The 26337-nt window shown below is 63.2% G+C and carries 19 protein-coding genes and 1 riboswitch; of the genes, 13 read left to right on the forward strand and 6 right to left on the reverse strand.

Annotated elements, in window-relative coordinates:
* Positions 1-43: 43 nt before the first annotated feature.
* The 3 genes from AB8B02_RS29390 to AB8B02_RS29400 all read left to right on the forward strand — a co-directional run bounded on the left by AB8B02_RS29390 (position 44) and on the right by AB8B02_RS29400 (position 4500).
* Complete coding sequence (locus AB8B02_RS29390; protein ID WP_089262462.1) at positions 44-976, forward strand: glycine--tRNA ligase subunit alpha; 933 nt, start codon at positions 44-46, stop codon at positions 974-976.
* Complete coding sequence (glyS, locus tag AB8B02_RS29395; RefSeq protein ID WP_120288392.1) at positions 976-3147, forward strand: glycine--tRNA ligase subunit beta; 2172 nt, start codon at positions 976-978, stop codon at positions 3145-3147. Before AB8B02_RS29390 ends, glyS begins: the two co-directional genes overlap by 1 nt.
* A gap of 252 nt (positions 3148-3399) precedes the next feature.
* Positions 3400-4500, forward strand: coding sequence for a hypothetical protein (locus AB8B02_RS29400; RefSeq protein ID WP_120288393.1), 1101 nt, complete (start codon positions 3400-3402; stop codon positions 4498-4500).
* Positions 4501-4766: 266 nt separating this feature from the next.
* Here the strand turns inward: AB8B02_RS29400 and AB8B02_RS29405 are convergent, their stop codons facing one another.
* Positions 4767-5132: a DUF1236 domain-containing protein gene (locus tag AB8B02_RS29405; protein ID WP_089263628.1), complete on the reverse strand. Its 366-nt coding sequence runs from the start codon at positions 5130-5132 to the stop codon at positions 4767-4769.
* Between the two features lie 247 nt (positions 5133-5379).
* Between AB8B02_RS29405 and AB8B02_RS29410 the strand changes: the two genes are divergently transcribed.
* The 8 genes from AB8B02_RS29410 to AB8B02_RS29445 all read left to right on the forward strand — a co-directional run bounded on the left by AB8B02_RS29410 (position 5380) and on the right by AB8B02_RS29445 (position 14648).
* Positions 5380-5538 carry a DUF3096 domain-containing protein gene (locus AB8B02_RS29410; protein ID WP_089262456.1) on the forward strand — a complete coding sequence of 53 codons (159 nt, stop codon included), beginning with the start codon at positions 5380-5382 and terminating at the stop codon, positions 5536-5538.
* Positions 5539-5656: 118 nt separating this feature from the next.
* Positions 5657-8629, forward strand: coding sequence for a pyruvate, phosphate dikinase (gene ppdK, locus AB8B02_RS29415; protein ID WP_199712020.1), 2973 nt, complete (start codon positions 5657-5659; stop codon positions 8627-8629).
* A gap of 364 nt (positions 8630-8993) precedes the next feature.
* Entirely contained in the window at positions 8994-10451 is a 1458-nt protein-coding gene (locus AB8B02_RS29420; RefSeq protein ID WP_439065872.1) for a cell wall hydrolase, read from the forward strand.
* A 40-nt stretch (positions 10452-10491) separates the two neighbouring features.
* Positions 10492-10638, forward strand: a complete 147-nt coding sequence (locus tag AB8B02_RS29425; protein ID WP_158596751.1) for a hypothetical protein — start codon at positions 10492-10494, stop codon at positions 10636-10638.
* Between the two features lie 78 nt (positions 10639-10716).
* Positions 10717-11970 (forward strand): MFS transporter, encoded by a 1254-nt coding sequence (locus AB8B02_RS29430; RefSeq protein ID WP_089262451.1) that lies wholly within the window; start codon positions 10717-10719, stop codon positions 11968-11970.
* Positions 11971-12035: 65 nt separating this feature from the next.
* A riboswitch (FMN riboswitch) is annotated at positions 12036-12188 on the forward strand.
* A gap of 80 nt (positions 12189-12268) precedes the next feature.
* The gene (locus AB8B02_RS29435; protein ID WP_120288396.1) at positions 12269-12778 is read left to right on the forward strand and encodes a 6,7-dimethyl-8-ribityllumazine synthase; all 510 of its coding nucleotides are present in this window, start codon (positions 12269-12271) and stop codon (positions 12776-12778) included.
* Positions 12779-12917: 139 nt separating this feature from the next.
* Positions 12918-13904: an acrylyl-CoA reductase (NADPH) gene (gene acuI / locus AB8B02_RS29440; protein ID WP_120288397.1), complete on the forward strand. Its 987-nt coding sequence runs from the start codon at positions 12918-12920 to the stop codon at positions 13902-13904.
* A gap of 111 nt (positions 13905-14015) precedes the next feature.
* Entirely contained in the window at positions 14016-14648 is a 633-nt protein-coding gene (locus tag AB8B02_RS29445) for a hypothetical protein (RefSeq protein WP_089262445.1), read from the forward strand.
* 4 nt (positions 14649-14652) lie between these two features.
* Here AB8B02_RS29445 and AB8B02_RS29450 read toward each other — a convergent pair whose 3' ends face one another.
* Positions 14653-15804: a M48 family metallopeptidase gene (locus tag AB8B02_RS29450; protein ID WP_120288398.1), complete on the reverse strand. Its 1152-nt coding sequence runs from the start codon at positions 15802-15804 to the stop codon at positions 14653-14655.
* Positions 15805-15830: 26 nt separating this feature from the next.
* Entirely contained in the window at positions 15831-16391 is a 561-nt protein-coding gene (locus tag AB8B02_RS29455; RefSeq protein ID WP_120288399.1) for a LemA family protein, read from the reverse strand.
* A 330-nt stretch (positions 16392-16721) separates the two neighbouring features.
* Here AB8B02_RS29455 and AB8B02_RS29460 point away from each other — a divergent pair, with 330 nt between their 5' ends.
* Positions 16722-19607, forward strand: a complete 2886-nt coding sequence (locus AB8B02_RS29460) for an autotransporter domain-containing protein (protein ID WP_439065873.1) — start codon at positions 16722-16724, stop codon at positions 19605-19607.
* A 195-nt stretch (positions 19608-19802) separates the two neighbouring features.
* Here AB8B02_RS29460 and AB8B02_RS29465 read toward each other — a convergent pair whose 3' ends face one another.
* Together AB8B02_RS29465 and AB8B02_RS29470 are read right to left on the reverse strand one after the other, a co-directional pair.
* A complete protein-coding gene (locus AB8B02_RS29465) occupies positions 19803-20183 on the reverse strand; it encodes a COG4315 family predicted lipoprotein (protein WP_093759564.1) in 381 nt (126 codons plus the stop codon).
* Positions 20184-20250: 67 nt separating this feature from the next.
* On the reverse strand, positions 20251-21240 hold the full coding sequence (locus AB8B02_RS29470) for a small ribosomal subunit Rsm22 family protein (RefSeq protein WP_120288401.1): 990 nt from the start codon (positions 21238-21240) through the stop codon (positions 20251-20253).
* Positions 21241-21363: 123 nt separating this feature from the next.
* Between AB8B02_RS29470 and AB8B02_RS29475 the strand changes: the two genes are divergently transcribed.
* Positions 21364-22380 carry a DUF6892 domain-containing protein gene (locus AB8B02_RS29475; RefSeq protein WP_120288402.1) on the forward strand — a complete coding sequence of 339 codons (1017 nt, stop codon included), beginning with the start codon at positions 21364-21366 and terminating at the stop codon, positions 22378-22380.
* A gap of 64 nt (positions 22381-22444) precedes the next feature.
* Here AB8B02_RS29475 and smc read toward each other — a convergent pair whose 3' ends face one another.
* The gene (smc, locus tag AB8B02_RS29480) at positions 22445-25909 is read right to left on the reverse strand and encodes a chromosome segregation protein SMC (RefSeq protein WP_120288403.1); all 3465 of its coding nucleotides are present in this window, start codon (positions 25907-25909) and stop codon (positions 22445-22447) included.
* Positions 25910-26337 lie beyond the last annotated feature (428 nt).

Raw genomic sequence — 26337 nt, forward strand, 5'->3', positions numbered from 1 at the left:
ATCCCCTTGGCGAATCCCCGGAAAAACGGCCCAGAAAACCACCATGGACTCCCTGCCTCCGCACATGCGCCCGGAACGTTCGTTCCAGGGCTTCATTCTCGCTCTGCAGCGGTTTTGGGCCGAGCAGGGCTGCGTGATCCTGCAGCCCTACGACATGGAAATGGGCGCCGGCACCTTCCATCCCGCGACGACCTTGCGCGCGCTGGGGCCGAAGCCCTGGAAGGCCGCCTATGTGCAGCCGTCGCGCCGGCCGAAGGATGGCCGTTACGGCGAGAACCCGAACCGGCTGCAGCATTATTACCAGTTCCAGGTGATCATGAAGCCGTCGCCGGCGAACCTGCAGGACCTCTATCTCCAGTCCCTCAAGGCCATCGGCATCGACACCGCCTTGCATGACGTGCGCTTCGTCGAGGACGACTGGGAGAGCCCGACACTGGGTGCCTGGGGTCTCGGCTGGGAATGCTGGTGCGACGGCATGGAAGTCAGCCAGTTCACCTACTTCCAGCAGGTCGCGGGCGTCGAATGCGCGCCGGTCGCTGGCGAACTCACTTACGGTCTCGAACGTCTTGCGATGTATGTGCAGGGTGTCGACCGCGTCTACGATCTCAACTTCAACGGCCGCGACGGCGCCGACAAGGTGACCTATGGCGACGTCTTCCTGCAGGCCGAGCAGGAATATTCGCGGCACAATTTCGAACACGCCGACACCGCGATGCTGTTCGAGCAGTTCAAGATGGCCGAGGCCGCCTGCAAGAAATATCTCGACGCCGGCTGGAAGAGCGACAAGCGCGAAGAACATCTGATGGCGCTGCCGGCCTATGACCAGTGCATCAAGGCCAGCCATGTCTTCAATCTGCTCGATGCGCGCGGCGTGATCTCGGTCACCGAGCGCCAGAGCTACATCATGCGCGTCCGCGAACTCGCCAAGGCCTGCGGCGAAGCGTGGGTGCATACCGAAGCCGGAAGTGCTGCCTGATGCCTGATCTTCTCCTCGAACTGTTCTCCGAAGAAATCCCCGCCCGCATGCAGGCCAAGGCGGCGGAAGATCTGCGCCGCATTGTGACCGATAGGCTGGTCGCCGAAGGTCTCGTCTATGAAGGCGCGAAGGCTTTTGCGACGCCGCGTCGCCTGACGCTGACGGTGCACGGCATTCCCGCACGCCAGTCGGACCTCAAGCAGGAGCGCAAGGGACCTCGCGTCGGCGGCGCCGAAGCCGCGATCCAGGGCTTTCTGAAAGCCACCGGTCTTGCGTCGCTCGACGAAGCAAAAATTCAGCGCGATCCCAAGGGCGATTTCTACATCGCGTTGACGGAAAAGCCGGGCAAGCCGACGGTCGACGTGCTGGCCGAGATCCTCCCCATTATCATCCGCACCTTCCCGTGGCCGAAGCAGATGCGCTGGGGTGCGGCTTCCGCGAAATCCAGCGCGCTGACCTGGGTGCGTCCGCTGCATTCCATCGTTGCGACCTTCGGCATCGAAACCGAAGAACCGGAAGTGGTGCAGTTCGACCTGAGCGGCGTGAGTGTCGGTCAGACCACCTACGGTCATCGCTTCCTCGCGCCCGACGCGATCCAGGTGCGCCGTTTCGACGATTACGTGGCGAAGCTGCAGGCCGCCAAGGTCGTGCTTGATCCCGAGCGCCGCAAGGAGATCATCCTGGCCGATGCGCGGCAGCTCACATTCGCGCAGGGCTATGAGCTGGTTGAAGACCCCGCGCTGCTCGACGAAGTCGCGGGCCTGGTCGAATGGCCGGTGGTGCTGATGGGCTCGTTCGACAAGGACTTCCTGTCGATCCCGGACGAAGTGATCCGCGCCACCATCCGCGCCAACCAGAAGTGCTTTGTAGTCCGCGATCCCAAGACGCAGAAGTTGACCAACAAGTTCATCATCACCGCCAATATCGAAGCGAGCGACGGCGGCACGGCGATCATCGCCGGCAACGAGCGCGTCATCCGCGCGCGCTTGTCGGACGCGAAGTTCTTTTACGAGACGGATCTAAAGACGAAGCTTGAAGCGCGGCTGCCGAAATTCGAGCAGATCGTGTTTCATGAGAAGCTCGGCACCCAGGCCGCGCGTATCGCCCGTATCGAAAAGCTGGCTACCGCGATCGCGCCGCTGGTCGGCGCCGATGCTGCGAAGACTGCGCGCGCAGCCAAGCTGGCAAAGACCGATCTGCTCACCGAAGTGGTCGGTGAATTCCCCGAGCTGCAGGGCTTGATGGGCAAGTACTACGCGCTGGCGCAAGGCGAGGACGCCGCTGTCGCTGCCGCGAGTGAGGATCACTACAAGCCGCAAGGTCCGACCGATCGTGTGCCGACTGATCCGGTGAGCATCGCTGTGGCTTTGGCGGACAAGCTCGATACGCTGGTGGGCTTCTGGGCCATCGACGAGAAGCCAACGGGATCGAAGGACCCGTTCGCATTGCGTCGTGCGGCGCTCGGCATGATACGGATGATTGTCGCTAACAATCTTCGCGTTAGCTTAGCGAACATTTTCGGTGAGGGTCTCACAGGCTATACGTCTCAGGGCAACGCGATCGTTCGTAAGGGAATCGAGGGATGGGCTAAGCCTTCCGACTCCGTTCGTGGTGCGGTTGAGTCGGCATATGATGCCTGGACTGCTGGTGGTGTGAGAGATTTTATTTCGGACCGCCTCAAAGGCCAACTCCGCGACCAAGGCGCGCGTCACGATCTCGTCGATGCGGTGTTTGCGCTCGGCGGTCAGGACGATCTGTTGATGGTGGTCCGCCGCGTCGAAGCGCTCGGCAAGTTTCTCGATAGCGACGATGGCAAGAACCTGCTGGCCGGCACCAAGCGCGCCAATAATATTTTGGCCATCGAGGAGAAGAAGGACAAGCGCAAGTTCGACGGCGCGCCGGATGCTGCGCTGTTCAAGCTCGATGAAGAAAAGGCGCTGGCCAAGGCGATTGCCGAGGTAGGTCCGGAAGCGAGCGCGGCTGTTGCCAAGGAAGACTTCGCCGGCGCGATGACCGCCATGGCCAAGCTGCGGCCGGCGGTGGATGCGTTCTTCGACAGAGTGAAGGTCAATGACGACGACGCGGCGGTCCGCGAAAATCGTCTGAAGCTGTTGAACGAGATCCGCGCGGCGACGCGTGCGGTGGCGGATTTCTCGAAGATCCAGGATTGAGACGGAGGCCGGTATACCGTCCTCTCTACGTCATGGCCGGGCTTGTCCCGGCCATCCACGTCTTCCTGTGCACGCTGCCAAGGCGTGGATGCCCGGGACAAGCCCGGGCATGACAGAGTGTCGAGCCCAGAAATATCCCGACACCTTCCGAAACATTTACCCTTCATTAACCATCCCTTGAAATGGTCCGGTTCCGTAACGGTTTCTTAACCGTCGCTTCCCAGCGCGGGCAGGACTGCCCAAGGATCGCCCATGACCTCGGTCCATACCGGCCTCAATCCCTATGCCAATTACGGCTCCGCCTATGCGCGGGCCGCCGCCACTGCGCAGCCATCGCTGGCCAATGCGCTCAACAGTAATGAAAGCGCCTCGTCGTCCTCGTCCGATGCGGCGACCAATCTGACGCTGTCGGAGGCGGCGCGGGCGAAGCTTGCGAGCTCCGGCTCCGACAAGGATATCGCGACCGTCATTACGGATCTGCGGGCGAAGCTGGCGGCCCAATATGTGGCCGCAAAGGCGACGGGTCCGCTGGACAAGGACGGCAAGCTGACCATCGATCTCTCGACGCTGGATCGCCGTTCGCTCTACGCCATGGCCACCAACAATGGCGGTACCTTCACCGCCGACGAGCAGAAGGTCGCCCAAGCCGAACTGGGCAATCGTTTCAACGCGGCGCTGGCGCCTGCTGCAGGCACGGCCAAGCTCACCGGCGATTTCAGCGGCATCTACAAGGCGGCGCTGGACTATCTCGATGCCGCGGGCAGCGAAGAGAAAGCCTCGGCGGCCTGGTCCGCGCAGCGCGAGGCCGTGCTGAAGGGCATTCAGGCGACCGAGCAGACACCGACCAAGGCGCCATCAGGCATCGCCAACGATCCGGTCGCAGCCTATCTCGCGCAGCCCGATACAACGACGCCCGTGCAGGACATCGCCACCGTTGCGAAGAGCGTGCGTGCGGCGCTGGATGCGCAGGCCAAGGCGGCGAAAGAGGCGGGCAAGGGCGAACTCGTTTATGACAGCCGCCGCAAGACCGGCCAGCTCGCGGATTTTTCCGCCGTTGACAACCGTTCGCTGTCAGCGATCTCCCTCAATCAGGATGGTCTGTTCTCGAAGGAAGAGAGTTTCGCCGCCAAGCAGGTGCTCGATTCACGTAATCGCACCAGCATTCTCGAGGCGTTGCAGGCAAGCCAGAAGAGCGGCGATCCCAGCCAGTTCAGCCTCGGCATTCTCAATACCTATTCGGCGATGAGCGATGAGGAGCGGACCGCCTCCAACTGGACGCCGAGTTTCCGCGACAATGCAGTGGCGAGCTACAAGTCGACCAATCACATCCTGTCGCTGCTGAAGAGCGGATAAGCGTCGATACAGGAAGGTGCTGCAACACTCCGTCCTCATCCTGAGGAGCGGCATCTTCGCCGCGTCTCGAAGGATGGCTGCAAACGCCGGCGCTCACCCATTCATGGTTCGAGACGCGCGAAGTCGCGCTCCTCACCATGAGGCGGAGCTTGTGGCGTCATGCGCAAACAAAAAAAGCCCCGCCCGGTGGGGGATGACCGGGGCGGGGCTTCTTCGCCCGGTCGCCATTCGCGGCGCCCGAACGAATCTTCTTTCAACGTGACGTGCTAGTCGACGACCTGCACGATGCGGCGTGAGCGCGGCTCCACCAGCACCGTCTGACCATTCACCACCGTGTAGCGATACGGCGTCGTCGCAACCGTCTGCGGCACGTCGTAATAGGTCACGCCGGCTTCCGGCAGCGTGGTGCCGACGACGATGCGATCGGGCACGGTAAAGGTCGGCACGCGTTCGCGCACCACATACTCACGGAATGCCGGACGCTCCTGCACGGTGATGCCATCGGGATCGTTGTTGTCGACGATGACGCGATCGCCGCCCGATACACCGACGGTGACGCCCTGAGCCTGCACGGCCAGCGGAGTGCTGAGCGCGCCGACAAGGGCCGCTGCTGCAATAAGTTTGTTTCGCATGATCGTCTCCTTCGTGAACGATGTCCGGCTTGCCGCGCCGGTCTGTGCCATCCAGCCTGGTTTGGTTTATTCACCGTCGGCCAATGCATGCCGCCAGCGATCGTTCCGGAATTTTCCACGCGCAATTGCTGGTTTTTGATGCACTGCATGCAGGTATGCGGGAACCCATTGATGGGCAGGGCGTCTTTATGCTGCTAAATCCCCGCGGCGCATCGCACCCGAATCGATTCCCTCACGGAGACACCCCATGGTCATCACGGCAGCTCACATCCAGCCGATCGTCGCGCTCATCGCTGGCGTTCTGATTTTGATCATGCCGCGGTTTCTCAATCTGGTGGTGGCGATCTATCTGATCTTCGTCGGACTGGCCGGACTCGGCGTCTTCAGGATGTTGAAGATCGGCTAAATTTCGACACGGCCGTTACCTACAGCGGTACCTCCGGGCTGCTTGCGCCACGTCCCTGAAACGTGGTGTAACGCGGCACATTTCCCTGTCGTTTCCTCTCGCGGATTGATTGAGAACCATGGCCAAAACCGCCTCGAAGTCCAAGAAAGCCCCTGCGAAGTCAAAGCTGTCCAAGGCTGCGCCCAAAGTAGCTTCGGTGGCCCGCAAGGCGCTTAAGAAGCCAGCTGCAAAACCTGCAGCAAAATCCGCGGCGAAGGCCAAAACGGCTGTGAAAGCAAAGGTTGCTCCGAAGCCCGTTGCAAAGGCTCCCGCATCCAAGAAGGCGGTTGTAGCCAAATCTTCTACAGCCAAGACTTCGGCGACCAAGGCCGTCAAGAAGGCCACCAGCAAGCCGGTGACTGACGTCATCAAGGCTGGCAAGTGGGTTTATTCGTTCGGCGGCGGCAAGGCCGAGGGCAAGGCTGGCCTGCGCGACCTGCTCGGCGGCAAGGGCGCGAACCTCGCCGAAATGGCCAATCTTGGCCTGCCGGTGCCTCCCGGCTTCACCATTCCGACCTCGGTCTGCACCTATTTCTACGCGAACGGCAAATCCTATCCGAAGGAATTGCAGTCGCAGGTGGAGAAGGCGCTCGAGGCCGTCGGCAAGATCACCGGCAAGGGCTTCGGCGACGAGAAAAATCCGCTGCTGGTTTCGGTGCGCTCCGGCGCCCGCGCCTCGATGCCGGGCATGATGGATACGGTCCTCAATCTCGGTCTCAACGACACCACGGTGGAAGCGCTGGCCGAACTGTCGGGCGACAAGCGCTTTGCCTATGACAGCTATCGCCGCTTCATCACCATGTATTCCGACGTGGTCCTCGGCTTCGAGCATCATCACTTCGAGGACATTCTCGACACCTACAAGGACAACAAGGGCTACACACTCGACACCGATCTCGATGGTGACGACTGGGTCAAGCTTGTCGGCCAGTACAAGGAAGCCGTCGCGCGCGAAACGGGGAAGGACTTCCCGCAGGATCCGCACGAGCAGCTCTGGGGCGCCGTCGGCGCCGTGTTCTCATCCTGGATGAATACCCGCGCGGTGACCTATCGCCGCCTGCACGATATCCCGGAGTCGTGGGGCACCGCCGTCAGCGTGCAGGCCATGGTGTTCGGCAATATGGGCGAGACCTCGGCCACCGGCGTTGCGTTCACGCGCAACCCGTCGACCGGCGAGAGCAAGCTGTATGGCGAATTCCTGATCAACGCGCAGGGTGAAGACGTGGTGGCGGGCATCCGCACGCCGCAGGACATCACCGAAGACGCGCGGATCGAGAGCGGTTCGGACAAGGCGTCGATGGAAGCGGCGATGCCGGAGGCGTTCAAGGAATTGACGCGCATCTACACCCAGCTCGAGAAGCATTACCGCGACATGCAGGACATGGAGTTCACGGTCGAGCAGGGCCGGCTCTGGATGCTGCAGACCCGCAATGGCAAGCGTACTGCCAAGGCGTCGATCCGCATCGCGGTCGAACTCGCCAATGAAGGCGTGATTTCGCAGAAGGACGCCGTGTCGCGCATCGATCCGGCGTCGCTGGATCAGCTCCTGCATCCGACCATCGATCCATCAGCCAATCGCGACGTCATCGCCACCGGCCTTCCGGCATCGCCAGGCGCCGCATCGGGCGAGATCGTGTTCTCGTCGGACGAAGCCGCCAAGCTGCAGGCCGACGGAAAGAAGGTTATTCTTGTTCGCGTCGAAACCTCGCCGGAAGACATTCACGGCATGCACGCTGCCGAAGGCATTCTTACCACCCGCGGCGGCATGACCTCGCATGCGGCGGTGGTCGCGCGCGGCATGGGCAAGCCCTGCGTCTCCGGCTGCGGCACCGTCCGCGTCGACTACGGCCGCGGCACCATGTCGATCGGCGGTCGTGTGTTCAAGGCTGGCGACGTCATCACCATCGACGGTTCGGTTGGCCATGTGCTGTCTGGCCGCATGCCGATGATCGAGCCGGAATTGTCGGGCGAGTTCGCAACGCTGATGGGCTGGGCCGACAAGGTCCGCAAGCTCAAGGTCCGCGTCAATGGCGACACGCCGGAAGATGCCCGCACCGCCATCAAGTACGGCGCGGAAGGCATCGGCCTGTGCCGCACCGAGCACATGTTCTTCGAAGAGACCCGCATCCGCACCGTGCGCGAGATGATCCTCGCCGAAGACGAGCAGGCCCGCCGCGCCGCGCTTGCCAAGCTGTTGCCGATGCAGCGTGCCGACTTCGTCGAACTGTTCGAAATCATGAAGGGCCTGCCGGTTACCATCCGTCTGCTCGATCCGCCGCTGCACGAATTCCTGCCGCACACCCAGGGCGAAGTCGAGGAAGTGGCGCGTGTCATGGGCACCGATCCGCGCAAGCTTGCGGACCGTGCGCGTGATCTCGCCGAGTTTAATCCGATGCTCGGCTTCCGCGGCGTACGCATCGCGATCGCCTATCCGGAAATCGCCGAGATGCAGGCGCGCGCGCTGTTCGAAGCCGCGATCGAAGCGGGCAAGCGCACTGGCGAACAGGTCGGCCTCGAAGTCATGGTGCCGCTGATCGTCACCAAGATGGAGTTCGATCTCATCAAGGCGCGCATCGATGCCACTGCGGTGTCGGTGATGAAGGAGACCGGCGGCAAGCTGAACTATTCGGTCGGTACCATGATCGAACTGCCGCGTGCCTGTCTGCTGGCTGGCGAGATTGCCGAGACCGCCGAGTTCTTCTCGTTCGGTACCAACGATCTCACGCAGACGACCTTCGGCATCAGCCGTGACGACGCCGCGAGCTTCCTCGGTACTTATATCGCCAAGGGCATTCTGCCCGTCGATCCGTTCATCACGGTCGACCGCAGCGGCGTCGGCGAACTCGTGAAGATTGGCGTCGCGCGTGGCCGCAAGACTCGCCCTGATATCAAGGTTGGTATCTGCGGTGAGCACGGCGGTGATCCGGCATCGGTAGCCTTCTGCCATGAGATCGGCCTCGACTACGTGTCGTGCTCGCCCTATCGCGTGCCGATCGCGCGTCTCGCTGCCGCACAGGCTGCGCTCGGCAAGGAAATTTCCAGCCAGGCGTAAGTGCTTCGCTGATTTCATGATCTGAAAAATGGCCGGGGAGTTCCCCCGGCCATTTTTATTGCGTGCCTCATGCCGTGTTTGTTCGTGCGTCGGAATGGAACTCGCAAACATTTTCACGCGCGTGCAAATTTCTCTTCATCATCTTTGTCAACGCGATGTTTACTACTTTTGTGGAGCCGCGGTTTACCAAGGCTTTCGAATGATTTTGCGCTGCGTTCGTACAGCTTGCGTGTGGCGTCGTTGCATCGCCGATTAACTCCGCGGCAACTTTGATTCCGTACTAACGAAATAGATCGAAATGTACGGATGTGCAGATTAGTGCCGTGCAGGGCGATGCTGGTGTAAGCGTTGCGTGAGCGTATCGATGTTAGTACTGCGTAACCGGCCGAAGGGCGCGCGTGGCGCGTTCTTCGGCTTCGGTCTCTGCGTTTTCGCATTGGCCCCGACAGAATCTGGCTATCAGGACATCGCCTCGCTGCTGGCTCGCCAGCCGGGCGTGACCGAACGCTGGCAGAAGCGCGTGTTCGCGCCCGCCGTCTCCTCCATCCAGGTTGCGACATTCTCGTTCGGTCGCCCAATGGGCACGGCCTCGCGCAATCCGACCTTGCAGCTCGCCAGCCTCGACAATTCCGGCATCGCCGCCAGCGGAGCGCTGACTGACATCACCGGTGCACTGACCCGCAATCCGCTGGCGCAACAGCCGCGCCGCTATGAGGCCGCCGATTTCCCCAAGGTGGATCGATCGCTGAAGGGCGATCGCCTCGCCATCCGCGCGCCGGAGACCGTGGCGCCCGATGAGCCGGCCAGACAGGACTCTTTCGACGACAACAGATCGGTGATGGGCGCGAAGACCGTCGATGCGCTGCCATCCGCGCAGCATGCCCCGCTCGATCCAGAACTCGATGAAGCGCTGCGTGCCCCGCCGCTTGCTCAATACGACGCATCGCAGTCCGTGCAGCCCACCGAGGACGCCAAGACCGATGCAGCGGTGATCCCCGTTGAGCCGGCGCCGGCCAAGGACGGCTTCTCGGTGAAGACCGCGAGCCTGTTTTTCGGTAGCTCGTCGCTCGGCGCATCGGTCGAGACCATGGAGCGCTGGCAACCCGGCGAAGAGCCGACCATTGTAATGCCAGGCACAGCTGTGCCAGGCACAGCCGTGCCGGGCATTGCCATGCCGGGCTCAAGCCTCGACCCGGACATGAAGGCTACGGCGGTGGTGCCGAATGCGGTGATCAACCCGACCGACGGCGGCGAAAGCGTTGCCGGCAAGGGCGAGGTCAACAGCGCCAATCAGCGTGCGAAGACGCCGGCCGAACGTATGGGCCTCACCGAGCAGACCCGCGGCAAGCAGGAAAAATGTCTGACGGAAGCCATCTATTTCGAGGCCCGCGGCGAGGCGGTGCGCGGCCAGATGGCGGTGGCGCAGGTGGTGATGAACCGCGTGTTCTCCGGCTTCTATCCGACAACCGTCTGCGGCGTCGTCTATCAGAACAAGCATCGCCGCCTGGCCTGCCAGTTCACCTTCGCCTGCGACGGCATTCCGGATGTCGTGAAAGAGCCCGACATGTGGGAACGCGCCCGCAAGATAGCGAAGGCGACACTGGATGGTCGGATCTGGCTGCCGGAAGTCGCGAAGTCCACGCATTATCATGCCTATTGGGTGCACCCGTCTTGGGTCCGCGAGATGAAGAAGATGTACAAGACCGGCGTGCATTCCTTCTATCGCCCACGTAACTGGGGCGACGGCAGCGAAGCGCCAAGCTGGGGCACGGCGGCGCAGACGGCGGAAATCTCCGCCAAGCTCTCCGAAATCAAGCCGTAGCAGCCACGACTTTACCTCCGAGCCTGCCAAGAGCGATGCCATGCCCGGCATCGCTCTTTCCATTCCGGATTCCGCAAATGTCATCCCGACCCTGGGCCGGGATGACGTCTGCGCGGCCCTGCATCCCAGCAATGCATCCCCCGAAATCCCCATCAACGCCATTGGGATTTCCATGCGAATGCATTAATCTCCCGTCCAATCCGGACTGGGCCTGCGCTCTTGGGCCGGCTGAATTTTCAATCCGAATTTGATCCGGGGAAACGACATGGCGGCAATTGACGGCGCGACGCGCCCGGCATCTGGTTTTGGCTGGCGTACGCCGCTGGTGATCATCATCTGCGGATCGCTGATCGGCATGCTGACCTTCGGGCCGCGCTCCAGCGTCGGCTTCTTCATGCAGCCCTTCAGCCAGGAGTTCGGCTGGGGCCGTGACGTTTTCGCGCTCGCCTTCGCCGTGCAAAACCTGCTCTGGGGCATCGGCCAGCCTTTCGCCGGCGCCGTTGCCGACAAGTTCGGCAGCGTGCGCGTGATCTGCGTCGGCGCCTTCCTCTATGCGGCTGGCTTGCTGATGATGCGCTATTCCTCGACACCGCTCGAGCTGAATATCAGCGCTGGACTGCTGATCGGTTTTGGCCTGTCGGGTTGCTCGTTCAATCTGGTGCTGTCTGCCTTCGGCAAACTGGTGCCGCCGGAATGGCGCGGCATCGCGCTCGGCGCCGGCACCGCCGCAGGCTCGTTCGGCCAGTTCATTTTCGCGCCTTTCACAGTGGCGATGATCGACAACACCGGCTGGCAGGCGACGCTCACCGTGTTTGCGGTGCTGATGTTGCTGGTGATCCCGTTGTCGCTCGCGTTGGCGACTCCAACCGCGAGTGCTGCGTCCGCCGACGCGCCGGTGGCGCAGAAGCAGTCGTTCAAGAGCGCACTCACGGAAGCCTTCGGCCATCGCTCCTATGTGCTGCTGGTGCTCGGCTTCTTCACCTGCGGCTTCCAGCTCGCTTTCATCACCATGCATCTGCCGGCCTATCTGGTCGATCGCGGCTTGCCGGCGGCTGTGGGCGGCTGGGTGATTGCCATCATCGGCCTGTTCAACATCATCGGCTCGCTGACGGTCGGCTATGTGCAGGGCAAACTGCCGAAGCGCTACATCCTCTCCTTCATCTATTTCACCCGCGCGCTGGCGACGGTGGCCTTCATCATGCTGCCGCTGACGACCACCTCGGCGCTCGTTTTCGGCGCCATCAGCGGGCTTGCCTGGCTCTCCACCGTGCCACCGACATCGAGTCTGGTGTCGCTGATGTTCGGCACGCGCTGGCTGGCCACGCTGTACGGCTTTGCTTTCTTCAGCCATCAGGTCGGTGGCTTCCTTGGCGCCTGGCTGGGCGGCGTCGTGTTCGACAAGTTCGGCTCCTACACGCCGGTGTGGTGGCTGTCGGTGCTGTTTGGCGTGTTGTCGGCGCTGATCAATCTGCCGATCGTGGAAGAGCCGGTGAAGCGTCCGATTGCACAGCCGGCATGAGCCTGTTGTTGACTCGCTGATCTCCAGCGATAAAAATTGATCTTGGCCGTCCCAATCGGGGCGGCCTTCGTTCTCAGGGCGGGGTGAAAATCCCCACCGGCGGTAATCGGGCGCAAGCTCGGGAGCCCGCGAGCGCCTGACGGGTTACACCGTCAGGGTCAGCAGATCCGGTGCGATGCCGGAGCCGACGGTCATAGTCCGGATGAAAGAGAACGGGTATGCGCACGGACTCCGCTTCGGCGGATGCTCGGCGTGTGACCGTACGTCCTGATTCTGGTCTCAAACCGCGAGAGCATCCATGAATCAGCCTGTGATGAACTTCAAAACTTCCACTTCCGTAAATCTTGCACCATCGACCGGGCGGATCGCCTTCATCCAGTCGTGCTGGCACAAAGATATCGTCGATCAATGCCGTGTCGGCTTCACAGCCGAACTTGCGCGGCAAGGCGTGCCCGACAGCCAGATCGATATCTTCGAAGTCCCCGGCGCCTTCGAAATTCCGTTGCAGGCCAAATTGCTGGCGCGCACCGGGCGCTATGTCGCGATCGTCGCCACCGGGCTCATCGTGGACGGTGGCATCTATCGCCATGAATTCGTCTCTGACGCCGTCATCAACGGGTTGATGCGGGTGCAGCTCGACAGCGAGGTGCCGGTGATATCTGCGGTGCTGACGCCGCAGCATTTCCACGAGCACGCCGAGCACGTCAGATTCTTCCGCGAGCATTTCGTTGTGAAGGGCACCGAGGCAGCGACGGCCTGTGCGGCGACCATCGCCAATATTGCGGCGACCCGGCAACTGGCCGCCTGATCGCCGCAACACCGCGTTATGCCGCCATGGCCGGGCAGCGCTGCAGAGCTCCTGCCCGGCTGGCGCGGGTGGCGTTTCCCGCAACGGCGCGGCATAATTCGGCAACGGAAATCACAAGCAAAAACTCGGGAGTGGCGTGTTGGGAACGTTCAAGGCTGTCCGCATCGACAAGGCTGACAAAGGCACCACGGTTGCGCTGACGCAGTTCGACGAATCCGAATTGATGGACGGCGACGTCACCGTGCGGGTCGAATGGTCCACGGTGAATTACAAGGACGGCCTCGCCGTCACCGGCAAGGCGCCGGTGGTGCGCCGCTTTCCGATGATCGCCGGCATCGATTTCGCAGGCACGGTGGAAGCCTCAGAAAATCCGAACTGGAAGCCCGGCGACAAGGTGATCGGCAATGGCTGGGGCATGGGCGAAACCCATCTTGGCGCATATGCCGAAAAGACCCGCGTGAAGGGCGACTGGCTGGTTCGGCTGCCGGACGGCATGACCACCCGCGACGCCATGGCGGTCGGCACGGCCGGCTACACGGCAATGCTCAGCGTGCTGGCGCTGGAGAAGCACGGGCTGAAGCCGGCCGATGGGCCGATCGTCGTCACGGGGGCTGCCGGCGGCGTCGGCTCCGTGGCCATCGCCGTGCTGTCGAAGCTCGGCTACCAGGTCATCGCCTCGACTGGCCGGACCTCGGAGGAGGGTTATCTCAAGGGCCTCGGCGCCAGCGAGATCATCGACCGCAACGAGCTGTCGGGCCCGGCCAAGCCGCTGGCAAAGGAGCGCTGGGCGGGCGGCATCGACAGCGTCGGTTCGACCACCCTGGCGAATCTCCTGTCGATGACCAAGTATCGCGGCGCTATCGCCGCCTGCGGTCTCGCAGCCGGCATGGACCTGCCATCTTCGGTTGCACCGTTCATTTTACGCGGCGTGTGTCTTCTCGGCATCGATTCTGTCATGTGCCCGATCGAGCTGCGACAGCAGGCCTGGGCGCGGTTGGCGACGGATCTGGATCACACAAAACTCGCTGAAATCACTCAGGAAATTCCGCTGGACCAGGTGATCGAGGCCGGCGCCAAGGTGCTGGCCGGTCAGGTCCGCGGGCGAATCGTGGTAAAGATCGGCTAACGACGTTCAGACTTTACCAACCAACCTGCTCCATTGTTGCCACGGTTGGTATGGTAAGCAGCGGGTAAAGACATCAGGCGGTCATCCGCGCTCGGTTGTTCGGAGTATCCTATGGTTGCGCGTTATGTGTTGGGAGCGGTGCTTGCCGCCACGGTGGCGACCCCCGCGCTGGCTGGGTCGATGACGGCCGAAGAGGCCCGCAAGTTTGTTGCCGGCAAGGTCTTTGCCTTCACCTGTTTCGACGGCACCCGCGGCGCAGGCCGCGTGTTCGACGATGGCGGTGCGGCGGGCGCCGTGCAGTTCTCGGGCTCCGGTCCGGCGCGCAACATGCGCCTCCCGGGCAACACGCTGCAGGTCCGCGGCGAGGCCATTTGCGCCTCGATCAAGGGCATCCCGTTCGAACCGTGTTTCAATCTCAACAAGAATGACGAGCGCAGCTTCCGTGGCTCGGTTTCCGGCATGGGCTTCGCGTATTGCGATTTCCGCCACCAGGGCGGCCGCGGCCAGATGCTGATGGCCCGCTCGCTGTCGGCCCCGCGCTCGCTGCGCGCGCCGTCCACCACCCGTTCGGCCGATGCTTCCGCTGGCGCCGACAACACCGTGACCCGCGTCTCGACCCCGCGCGTCGAGAGCAGCAAGATCGACGCCGTCGGATCGATCAAGTCCGAGCCGGCCAAGGAAATTGCCAAGACGCCGGAGCCGGAAAAGACTGAAGCGCTCGAACTGCGCAAATCCACCAACTAAGCAACTAGGCGTGGCGACCCCAAGGGCCCTGTAGCGGCTCCTGCGCGCTGCCTGTAGGCGATTTGCCGTTGCTCCATGGGCCGGAGCGCGGCGGCAGCGGCGGCGTGTCGTCGGCCTCTCCGGGCGCATCCGTATCGGACGGCAGTGCCATCCGGCCGGGATCGTGTCCTCCGGCGAATTTCACCAATGCAGCCACCCGCGAATCCACCGATGGATGTGTCGCGAACAAGTCGGCAAAACCCTCGCGGGGATTGTCGATGCACATCTCCATGACGGCCGAAGTCGCGCCAGGCAGTTCGCCGCGATTCTCGATCTTGCGCAGCGCCGAGATCATGGCGTCGGGATTCTTGGTCAGCTCCACCGACCCCGCATCGGCCAGTAATTCGCGCGAGCGCGACAGCGCGAAGCGCACCACCAGCGACAGCGCCCAGGCCAACGCGATCAGCGCCACGGCGATGATGATCACGAACACCGCACCGCCGCCGGAGCCCTTGCTGTTGCTGTCAGACGAGGAAGACGATCGCGACGATCGGCTGCCGCCGAAGCGGAAACCGGAATTGATGAATATCCGGAAGAACAGTTCAGCCGCAAAGCCGACCACGCCGGCGATGATGACGGCGACTACCATCAGCTGCACGTCGCCATTGCGGATATGCGTCAGCTCGTGGCCGAGCACTGCTTCCATCTCGTCATCGTTGAGCGCGCGCAGGAGGCCCGTCGTGACCGTGACGGAATATTGCCTGGGGTTCAGGCCGGTGGCGAAGGCGTTCAGCGCATCAGAGTCCATCACCTTCAGCTTCGGCATCGGTATGCCGCGCGAGATGCAGAGGTTTTCAAGGAGATTATAGAGTCGCGGCTGCTCCTGCCGCGTCACGCTTGCACTGCCGGTGATGCTGTCGATCATCTTCTGATGACCGAAATAGGCGATGACGATCCACAGCACTGCGCCGATGGTGGCGAAGGGCAACGCCTTGATCAGGTCGCGTGTTGCAGCGTTGATGTAATACGCAACCGAGCCGTTGCTGTTAACGGCCACCTCGCCGATCAGGGCGCCGGCGAACACCATCACATAGATCAGCAGGAACAATCCTGCGAGCAGCAGCATCGAACGCGTCTTGTTCGAGGCGATATGCGTATAGAGACCATAGGCGGCCATGATGCGCTGCTCGGTTCAGGCCGCGATCAGAACTTGACCTGCGGCACGGCTTCGACCTCCTTACGGGTCTCGCCGAGATCGAAGAACACCTTCGGATGGAAGCCGAAGGTGCCGGCGAACAGGGCCGCAGGCATCTGCTGGATGCCGGTGTTGTATTCGGAGACGGCATTGTTGAAGAACCGGCGCGACGCCGCGATCTTGTTCTCGATGTCCGAGAGCTCGGTCTGCAACTGCTGGAAATTCGCATTGGCCTTGAGGTCGGGATAGGCCTCGGACAGCGCGATCAGCCGGCCGAGCGCGCCGGAGAGCTGGTTTTCCGCGGCGCCGACCTGCGCCGGGCCCTGTGCATTCATCGCCGAATTGCGCGCCTTGATGACGTCGTCGAGGGTGCCGCGCTCATGCGCCGCATAGCCCTTCACGGTCTCGATCAGGTTCGGGATCAGGTCGTGGCGCTGCTTGAGCTGCACGTCGATATCGGCAAAGGACTGGTTGACCCGCTGGCTCAGCGCCACCAGTCGGTTGTAGGCAGCAAATGCCAGGACAATCAGGACAACGATGACGCCAAGAACGATCCAGCCGGTCGACATGTAAGAACCCCCAAAAGAAACCATCAAACCCAAAGCCTAGCCGATCACGCGGCCACAGAGCAGGGGCCGCAGGCATGTCGCGGCAGGGATTGGTCGCCGCGAGGGTGGAATACGTTCAAAGACGCTCCCCCATCGCGCCCTGTCATGTGTACCCCTCTGCTACAACTTTGGAAGGAGATGTTGTCGGTCTGCACCGTTGCGGTGCTGCATCAGTCGACAGGAGACATCAGCAGATCGCCTGCGGGTTAGCGCCGGTGCGCTATCCGTCATCCAGCTGTCATGCGCAAAACCTAATGAAACCCTAACCTTTGGGCTGGGGAATGAACTGTGATGTTGGAATGGCGTAACGGCGCGAGCCGGCTTGCGATGGGCGTGGTTGTGGCGGCGCTGTTCGCGCCGATGACGGCGGAGGCGGCATCGTTCACGGTGGCAAACGGTGCGAGCGACGCGTCCAAAACGCTAAACGGTACGGAAACTGGAACCGTGGAGGCCGGTGGCCTGCTGACCGGAGCAACCGCAATTACATGGGGTGTGACCGGCCCGCTTCCTTCACCCGCACCCGGCGTGACCATCGATAATTCTGGCACGATCACTGGTACCACGCGCGCTATCGGCACATCTGGCTCCGGAACGCCGCGCAATCTGACTCTGTGGAATCGTGCGGGTGGTACGATCACGGGCATTGGCAACGACGCTTTCCAGATCGGCAATGATATCGGAAGCGGCACGGTCAACGTCTATAACTACGGCACGATCCTCTCGAACGGCGGTCAGGCGCTCGATTTTGATGCCATCTCCTCGACGACGGCGACGGTGAACATCGTCAACTTTGCGACCGGCGTGATCAAGAGCACAGCCAATGACGCGATCCGTCCCGGGCAGGGCGCGGTGGTGACAAACTACGGTTTGATCTATTCGGAAGGAGTAGTCGGTGCCAGCAATGACGGCATCGACTGGCAGGGTCATTCCGGCACTGTAATCAACAAGACCGGTGGCATTATCTCCGGCCTACGCCACGGCATCACCACCGATGTCGATGTGAAAGTTACCAATGAGGTCGGAGCGACAATCATCGGCCGCAACGGATCCGGCGTGGGATCCGACGGCGCGGGCACCGTAGTGAACTATGGCCGCATCACCGGCGCTTATGATGGCAGCGGCGTTGGTGACGGCGATGGCGTCGATGTCGATAACATTGCTAGCGTAACTAATTATGGGATTATCGAGGGGACGGGCGCTGCCGGTTACAAAAATGGCCTTGCCAACGCGAGCGAAGGTCTCTCCATCGGTGGCGGAACGATTCTCAACTATGGAACGATCTCCGGTGCCGATGCTGGCATCGTCGTGAATAACGACGGCAATCTCAACCGCAGCGGCCTCGCCGCAACCACGTTGACCAACTACGGAACCATCGTTGGCCAGAAGAGCTATGCGATCCGCATGGAGAACAAGCTTGGCACCGCAGCGGACAACGATACGATTACGAACTATGGAACGATCATCGGCAACGGCGCAATCCCGAACCCGAACGCTACGGTTCTGACCGATACCGGTACGCCCGATCCTGCCAACGGTACACTGAACGGCGTGACCTATGCTGCCGGCTCCGCCCGCTTCATTCGCGGCGATGGCTCCGCCATCCAGATGGGCGAAGGCAACGACCTGTTGACCAATTACGGCACCATTATCGGCAATAACGGCCGCGCCGTGAACATGGAAGGCGGCAACGACACCGTCAACATCATGAAGGGCTCGCGCATCGTCGGTCTCGTCGATGGCGGCGTCGGCACCGATACGCTGAACTACAACAAGGCGGGCCTCACCGACGCCAAGCGCGCCGCACTGCAGGCCGGTCAGACCGTGAATATCGGCGGTACGCTCTATACGTCATTCGAGGTGATCACCGGAACGTCGTCTTCGTTCGCCTCCTTTGCCAGCGCGGGCTCGCTGGGCGTCGCCTCGCTGTTCGACAATCTGCCGGCCACCGCCACCAGCAGTGCGGTGGTCAATCTGCTCGACAGCGTTGCCAGCTCGGCAGATGTCGGCGCGGCGCTGGCGCAGCTCACGCCCGCGGCCTATCAGGGCCTCGGCCGCATGACCATGAATGACGCGTTCCAGACGACCTCGCTGGTCGGCCAACACCTGACGCAGAACCGCCTCGGCGGCCTCGGCACCGACATGTCCGGCGTCGGTAATGCGCTGGCGATGTTCGACGGCGGCATGTTCGACAAGAATTTCGGTGCGGATCGTGCGCTGGCCGCGGTGACGGGATTCCCTGGTAGCGCAAGTTCTGCGCTGGCCGATGCCGGCTGGGGCGCTAATGCCGCCGATGCGATGGCCTATGCGCCGGTGACCAAGGCTCTGCCCGGTCTGCGTCCGGTGGCTCTCGCCGCGGAAGAGGGCCTGTTCATCACGTCGGGCGCCAGCTTCGCCCGCGAAGGCGCACGCACTGACGCGCCAAGCTTCAAGTCGAACACGGTCAACGTGCTCGCCGGCTACGACCGGCACATCACGGACAGCATCGTCGCCGGCGTGTTCGGTGGCTACGCGCTGACCCGCGGCGATATCGATAATGTTGGCAGCCACACCAAGATCTCGACCGGCACCATCGGCGGCTACGGCACCTATCAGGCGCCCGGCTGGTTCGCGACCGCCATGGGCCTCTATGGCTTCAGCGATTATGACACCACGCGCGTGGCAGTCGGCACGACGAACACCGCGGCCTTCAGCGGTGATCACTATGCGATCCGCGGCACGGTCGGCACCGATCTGCGCGTCAGCGGCTGGGTCGTCACGCCGGAGATCGGCCTGCAATATACGCGGGTGATGACCGATGGCTTCGCCGAACGCGGTGGTGCGGCGGCCCTCGTGGTTGGCTCGGACAGTTCGGAATCGCTGCGCTCCAGCGTCGGCGCCCGCTTCGCCTATGACTACGCGCTGAATGGCGGCGTGCTGACGCCGGAATTGCGGCTGGCCTGGCTGCATGAATTCAGCGACGGCGTGCGCGGCATCACTGCGAGCTTCGCCGACACCACGCTGCCGGGTTCGTTCATCACTGCGACCGGCAGCGCGCTGCGCGATCGCGGCGTGATCGGTGCCGGCGTGTCGGGCAAGCTGGCACCGCTCACGGTGCTGTCGGTGAACTATGATGCGATCGTCGGCAGCAACGATGCCGTCGCGCATCAGGTGATGGGCCGCATCCGGCATTCGTTCTGATCTTTTTTCCCCTCTCCCCCAGCGCAGCGAAGCTGCGCGCCGCGGGAGAGGGTGCCTTCGCGGAGCGAAGGCGGGAGAGGGCCTTGCTTGTGGCGCCCCCTCTCCCGTCTCGAACCCGCTTCGCGTGTTCGATCCACCCTCTCCCGCCAAACGTCGCTACGCTCCGTTCGGGGGAGAGGGGAAACAAGAAGCCGCTTACGGCTTCGCCATATGCCAGGCGCCGTTCAGGAAGCCGTCGCCATTAGTGTCGCCGGCGGCGGTGTCCTTCTTGAAAGTGTAGAGCGGCTTGCCTTTATAGGCCCACATCTTCTTGCCGTCGTCGCGCACGACGATGGTCATGTCGGCGCTTGGCTTGGCATCGTCCACCGCGAACAGCGGCGGCCAGTTTTCGGCGCAGGGGCCGTTGCACATCGACTTGCCGCCGGCGTCCTTGTCGAAGGTGTAGAGCGTCATGCCCTTGGCATCGACGAAGGTCTTGCCCTTGGCGGTGTCGGCGGTCTTCAGCATCTGCGCCGAGGCGGCGCTTGAGGCGAGCATGAGAGTCAGAGCCGCGAGGGCGGCGAATGATTTGGTCATTGCAGCGTTACTCCTGATGATTGGGCGACGCAGTCGCGTCAGGAGAACAAACGCCAGCTGTAGAGAATTATTCCATGGATGATGTCGGTGCATCGAAAACCGCATCGCCCCAGTCGAGCTTGCGGAACTTTGCATACTTCGCCTTGTCGCGGCGCGGTGCGCTCGCGGCGATCACGCCTGCATTTGTGCAGAGTTTTGCCGTGATTTCGATCTTTGTCGTCACCGGTTGCGCAAGCACGCGCGACGGCCGCTGCGCAACAGGCGCACGCGACAGCGCGACATAAATAAATTTCTCGTCCTCATAGGGAAGTTCTGCGGATTTGAGTTGTTTATGCACACGGGAGCGCTGCAGCCGCTGGCTGAAGTGGCACCAATCGGGCTTTGTCAGCGGACATGCATCGTCATGCGGGCAGGGCGCGATCACATGCGCGCCGTTCTTGATGAGCTGCGCACGTGCATCGAGGATGCGTTGATATCCCGCCGGCGTGCCAGGCTCGACAATGAGCAATGTATCATTGGTCTTCGCCCACATCGCCGCGACGAGTTTCGTCCGCGCGGCGTCGTTGAGCTCATTGATGACATAGCTCGCAATGACGAGATCGGCGGATGGGGCATTGGCGATTGTCGCGGCAGCGTCGCCGAGCGTGTAGTTCATCGCGGGGATGCGGTGGCTGTCCTGCGCCAGACCGAGCGCAAGAGCGCGCAGAGCGGGATTGGCATCGAGCAGCGTGAACGCAGCGAGCGACGCGAAGGCTTCGGCGCAGGCCCATGTCGCCGTTCCCGGCCCGGCGCCACAATCGAGTAGCGTGGCCGGTGCGAAGTCCGGTCGTGTCTCCTGCAGCGCATTGAGGCTGGCGATGACCGCCGCATAGGTCGCGGGCATGCGGGCGAGCGCATAGGCCAGTGCGTCGCTCTCGTTCCGGATGGTCGTCGAGCCGCCGCCAGAGCGATAGGTCTGCGAGATTGCATCGGAGCGCGCAGCCGCGTCGTTGCGCGAGAAGCCGTGCAGGCGGGCGTTGAGGGCCGCGGTAAGTTCGGCGGGGAGATCGCTCGACATCGGTGATCCGTCATTCCGTCGCGGCGCGCCGCGACCTTCGTATTGAACCCGGGGCCGCGGCTGCGACACCAACAGGCCTTCTCACCAGATGGCGTCGGTGACGCCAAGACAGGAATATCGACGATGGATCACCCGGTCAATTTCACCGCACTTGCGGCGCTTCTGCCCGGTGACGCGCGCGAAGATCTCAGCCGCGCGCTTGGTGCGCGCTGGTGCGAACCTGCGCCGCATCAGCAGGGCCGCGTCACCGCTTTGTCGAAGCAGCACGGCTTTGAAGCGCAAATCGATACAGCGGGACGGATCGGCGCTATTCGTTATCGCGACCCGTTCCCCGCCACGCTGGGTGTTCTCGGTCTGCGGATCGGTATGCCGGTTGCGGACGCGCTGGCGGCGCTGCCGCAGCTCGCGCTGTCGCACCGCGCGCCGGTCTACGATTCCATGCATTTCGTCGCCGACGTCTCGCATGCGACGAAGCTTGCGCTGGAGTTTCGCTGGCAGGAGCTTTACGCGATCTCGTTGCGCAATCCGGCGGCCGTCTATCCGGACAAGCAGCCGATGGCGTATCCGGTGGCTGCCGGTGCGCCCGGCGCTCCCTTCGGCGATCCGAACTTCAAACTCGCCGTCATGTCGTCATTGCTGGAGAGCGGCGCGCTCGATCTGGCCGCGCCCGAGGATCTTGCCGCGTTCGTGCTGAAACGCGCGGTCGATCTCGAGGAGGACGGTTACGATCTGATCAGCGAGGCCCACGATTATCTGGTGCGCTATCCCCTGACCGAGGCGGACCTGGCGAAGGTCGAGGCCATCACCTTCGATGGCGGCAACGAGATCTATCCCTATTGCTATTATTTCTGGGACGGCGAGAGCGAGGAGTTCGACATTTCCAGCACGGTCGGGATCGGCCTGTGCCAGAACCTGCGGCAGCTCACCTGCATCGCGATGATCGAGCGGCTGGATGCGGCGGATCTCGTCGGCCTCGGCAAGCTCGAAGCGCTCCATCTGCCGTCGGTGTGCGACAATCCCGGGCGTCTGCTCGAGCTCCCTGCGCTGAAGAAGCTGACATTCCCGGAAACCGCCATCAGCGATCCGGCTTTGATCGCGGCGTTAAAGGCGCGTGGCGTCGCGGTGCGCATCGACGCGTAGGAGAGGCGCGCTGCCCTCCCCACCTGGCGAAGCTTCGCTTTGCGCGGGGGGAGGGCAGGAAGAGTTACGCCACTTCCTGATCGAGGATCTTCACGGCGTTTTCGAGATCCACCGAGACCAGCTGCGACACGCCGCGCTCAGCCATCGTCACGCCGTACAGGCGGTGCATGCGCGCCATGGTGATCGGGTTGTGCGTGATGGTGATGAAGCGCGTTTCGGTCGAGGCGCACATTTCATGCAGCAGGCTGCAGAAGCGCTCCACGTTGTGGTCGTCGAGCGGCGCGTCGACTTCGTCCAGCACGCAGATCGGCGACGGGTTGGTCAGGAACACCGCGAAGATCAGCGCCAGCGCGGTCAGCGCCTGCTCACCACCTGACAGCAGCGACAGGGTCTGCGGCTTCTTGCCGGGCGGCTTGGCGACGATTTCGAGACCGGCCTCAAGCGGATCGTCGCTCTCGATCAGCTTCAGCTCGGCTTCGCCGCCGCCGAACAGTTCGACGAACATGCGCTTGAAGTGGCCGTTGACGATGTCGAACGAGGTCATCAGCCGTTCGCGGGCTTCCTTGTTCAGGCTCTGGATGCCGGTGCGCAGCTTCTTGATGGCTTCGACGAGGTCGTCGCGCTCGGTGGCGAGGCCGTTATGCGTGCCTTCGACTTCGTTGAGCTCTTCTTCGGCGCGCAGGTTGACGGCGCCGAGACGCTCGCGATCACGACGCAGTTTTTCCAGATCGGCTTCGATATCGGCCAACGGCGGCAGCGTGTCGTCCTGGCGGACTTCGGCCAGCGCCGCGACGCCTTCCGGCTCGACTTCCAGCATGTCGCGGATTTCGCGCTCGATGTCCTCCAAGCGGCGCTTGCCGCTTTCCATCCGCTCTTCGGTGCGTGCGCAGGCTTCGCGCGCGGCCGACAAAGCTTCCAGCGAGCCGCGGGCATCGCGGTCGGTCTCGCGCATGGCGTTTTCGGCCGAGGCGAGGGCATTGGCGGCGAGCTGACGGGCCTGTTCGGCGCTCTCGACTTCCGAGATCAGCGCGCGGCGCTTCTGTAGATAGAGCGCCGGGGCGTCTTCGAGTTCGGCGCGTTCGCGGGTCACTTCGGCGACGCGGGCGGCGACGGTTTCGATCTGCGACGCGGCGGAGGTCTTGCGGTTCGCCCAGTCGGTGCGCTCGGCGATGATCGCCTGCAGGCGGCGGTCGGCGAGTTCGGCCTCGCGGGCCAGCGCCTGCGCTTCGGCGCGCACCTGGGCGGCACCGCGGCGATGGCCTTCGATCTCGCCGCGCACGGTCGCGAGCTGCGCCTCGGCGTCGGAGCTTTCCGGCAGATATTCCAGCGCGGCATGCGCGCTCTCATGCGCCGCTTCGGCTTCCATGCGATCGTTGGAGAGGCGTGACTGCGCTTCGGTCAGCGTCGCGCGGCGGGCCGCATGGCGGTTGATCTCGCGCTCGGCATTGGCATGGCGCTCGCGGGCCTGGTCGACGTCGCGGCGGGCATTGCGCAGCGCATCGCGCGATGCGCCTTCGGCCGAAGCCGCAGCCTTCAGCGCCTGTTCGGCACTTTCCAGCGCTTCACGCTTGGCGATGGCGTCGATCTTGGCGTTTTCCAGATCGGCTTCGATATCGGTCAGGCGTGCACGTTCGGCGAGGCGACGGGCGGCGCCGGTCGGCGCATGGGCACCGGCCACGAAACCGTCCCAGCGCCAGACGTCGCCTTCCAGCGACACCAGCCGCTGGCCGGTCTGCAACTGCGAGACGAGGGCTGCGCCCTGATCCTTGGAGACGACGCCGATCTGCTTCAGGCGGCGTGCGAGTTCGGCCGGCGCATTGACATGCGAGGCCAGCGATTCCACGCCCGCAGGCAGCGCCGGATCGTTGGCGTGATCGCCGGCATTGGTCCAGCGCATCGGCGCCGAGGGATCGACCGGCGCGTCGAGATCGTCGCCGAGCACGGCGCCGAGCGCCTTTTCATAGCCCTTGGTGACGCTGACGCCATCGATGATCGGCGGCCACAGGTTCTTGGTTTCGCCGTTCAGGATCTTCGAAATCGTGCGGGCTTCGGTCTCGAGCCGCTGCACCTTCCTGTCGGCGTCGTTGAGCGGCGCGCGCGAGGCTTCCAGTGTCTGCCGTGCCGCGACATGGGCGGCCTCGTTGTCGGCCACGCTGCCTTCGGCCTGCAGCAGGATTTCCTGCGAGGTCTCCATCAGGGCGGCGAGTTCGTCCAGGTCGCCGAAGCCTGACGTCTGCGCCGTCAGCGCCTCAATCTCGGCCTCGACGCTGGCGATTTCCTGGCCCAGACGCGCGAGGCGATCGGCCTGGCTGCGCACGTTGGACTGCAACTGGTTGCGCTTGGCGGTCATGTCCGCATGGGCGGTGGTGAGTTCGGTGAAGGTGCGCTCGGCGGCGGCCAGCACGGCCTCGGCCTCGGAGACGCGGTCATCGACGCCGCCACGCAGCTCGACGCGCTGCATGATCTCTTCCTTGAGCATCGCGTCTTCTTCGTCGAGACGCAGCAGCGCGAATTCGGCGTCTTCCGACTGCTTCATCTCGCGCGCGACGTCGCTCTCGAATTGCGTCAGGCGACGGTCGAGCTCGGCGGCGCGCTCCTTGGCGCGCTCTTCCTCGCGGTCGAGCATGTCGCGGGCATTGGTCAGGCGCTGCAGGCCGGCGGCAGCGGCGGCTTCCGCCTCGCGCAGCGCGGGCAATTCACTGGCGCGGATCGCCTGGATACGCGCGGCTTCGCCCTGCTCACGCGTACGTTCGGCGAGATCGCGGACATACTGGTCGTGCAGCGTTGCCGCTTCGGCATTGTCCTGATGCGCCTGCAGCCAGCGTAGGTGGAACAGCATGGCTTCGGCCTTGCGCACCTTGCCGGCGACTTCGCGGTAGCGGATCGCCTGGCGGGCCTGCTTCTTCAGGCCTTCCATCTGGCCCGACAACTGGCCGATCACGTCCTCGACGCGGGTCAAATTGGTTTCGGCGGCCTTCAGGCGCAGCTCGGCTTCGTGGCGGCGCGCATGCAGGCCGGCGACGCCGGCGGCGTCTTCCAGCACGCGGCGGCGCTGCTCGGGCTTTGCCTGGATGATTTCGCCGATCTTGCCCTGGTGGACGAGGGCGGGCGAACGCGCGCCGGTGGCGGCGTCGGCAAACAGGATCTGCACGTCGCGGGCGCGGACATCGCGGCCGTTGATGCGGTACTGCGACCCGGCTTCGCGCTCGATGCGGCGGGAGATTTCGAGAATCTCGGCGTCATTGACCATGGCCGGCGCGGTGCGATCGGTATTGTCGATCGTCATCACCACTTCGGCGTGGTTGCGGGAGGCGCGGTTGCCGGAGCCGGCGAAGATCACCGCGTCCATGTCGGCGGCGCGCAGCGACTTGTGCGAGGTCTCGCCCATCGCCCAGCGCAGCGCTTCCACCAGATTGGACTTGCCGCAGCCATTGGGGCCGACGACGCCGGTCAGACCGGGCTCGATCATGAAGTCGGTCGGTTCGACGAACGACTTGAATCCGTGCAGGCGCAGGCGCGTGAGTTTCATGGATACGGTACTCTAGGTTAGCCGAAAAGCCCCGAGAATCGCGAATCCCCCAGCACGAACAATAGCATAAATGCAGCTGCCGCGCGGACGGAGACTCGCTGGTCGCGGCTCTCATTGGCCCGGACAATGGCGAGACGAGGGCAGCCGCGCAACCGCGGAACCCCGCTTTTCCCAAGGGTTTTGCGGGGGATAGGTGGGGGAGGGAGCGAAAAAGGGCTTGTTTTAAGGGGGATGGGGGAGGTGCGGTTGGACTAGATCACTTTAGCACTTGCCGATTTTACAATTGGAGCGAAACCGGCTCGGTCTGAACTCAAACCAGCGCAGCAGAAAAAAGCAACCTTTGCGGGTATTTTTATATCAGAGTTGTGCTGGGCGATGTAACCTCAGTGGAGTTAGAGCTACTCAAAGGCTTGGATGATGCCTGCTTC

Origin of the sequence: Tardiphaga sp. 862_B3_N4_1, assembly GCF_051811085.1 — a bacterium.
In the GTDB taxonomy this organism is placed as follows: domain Bacteria; phylum Pseudomonadota; class Alphaproteobacteria; order Rhizobiales; family Xanthobacteraceae; genus Tardiphaga; species Tardiphaga robiniae.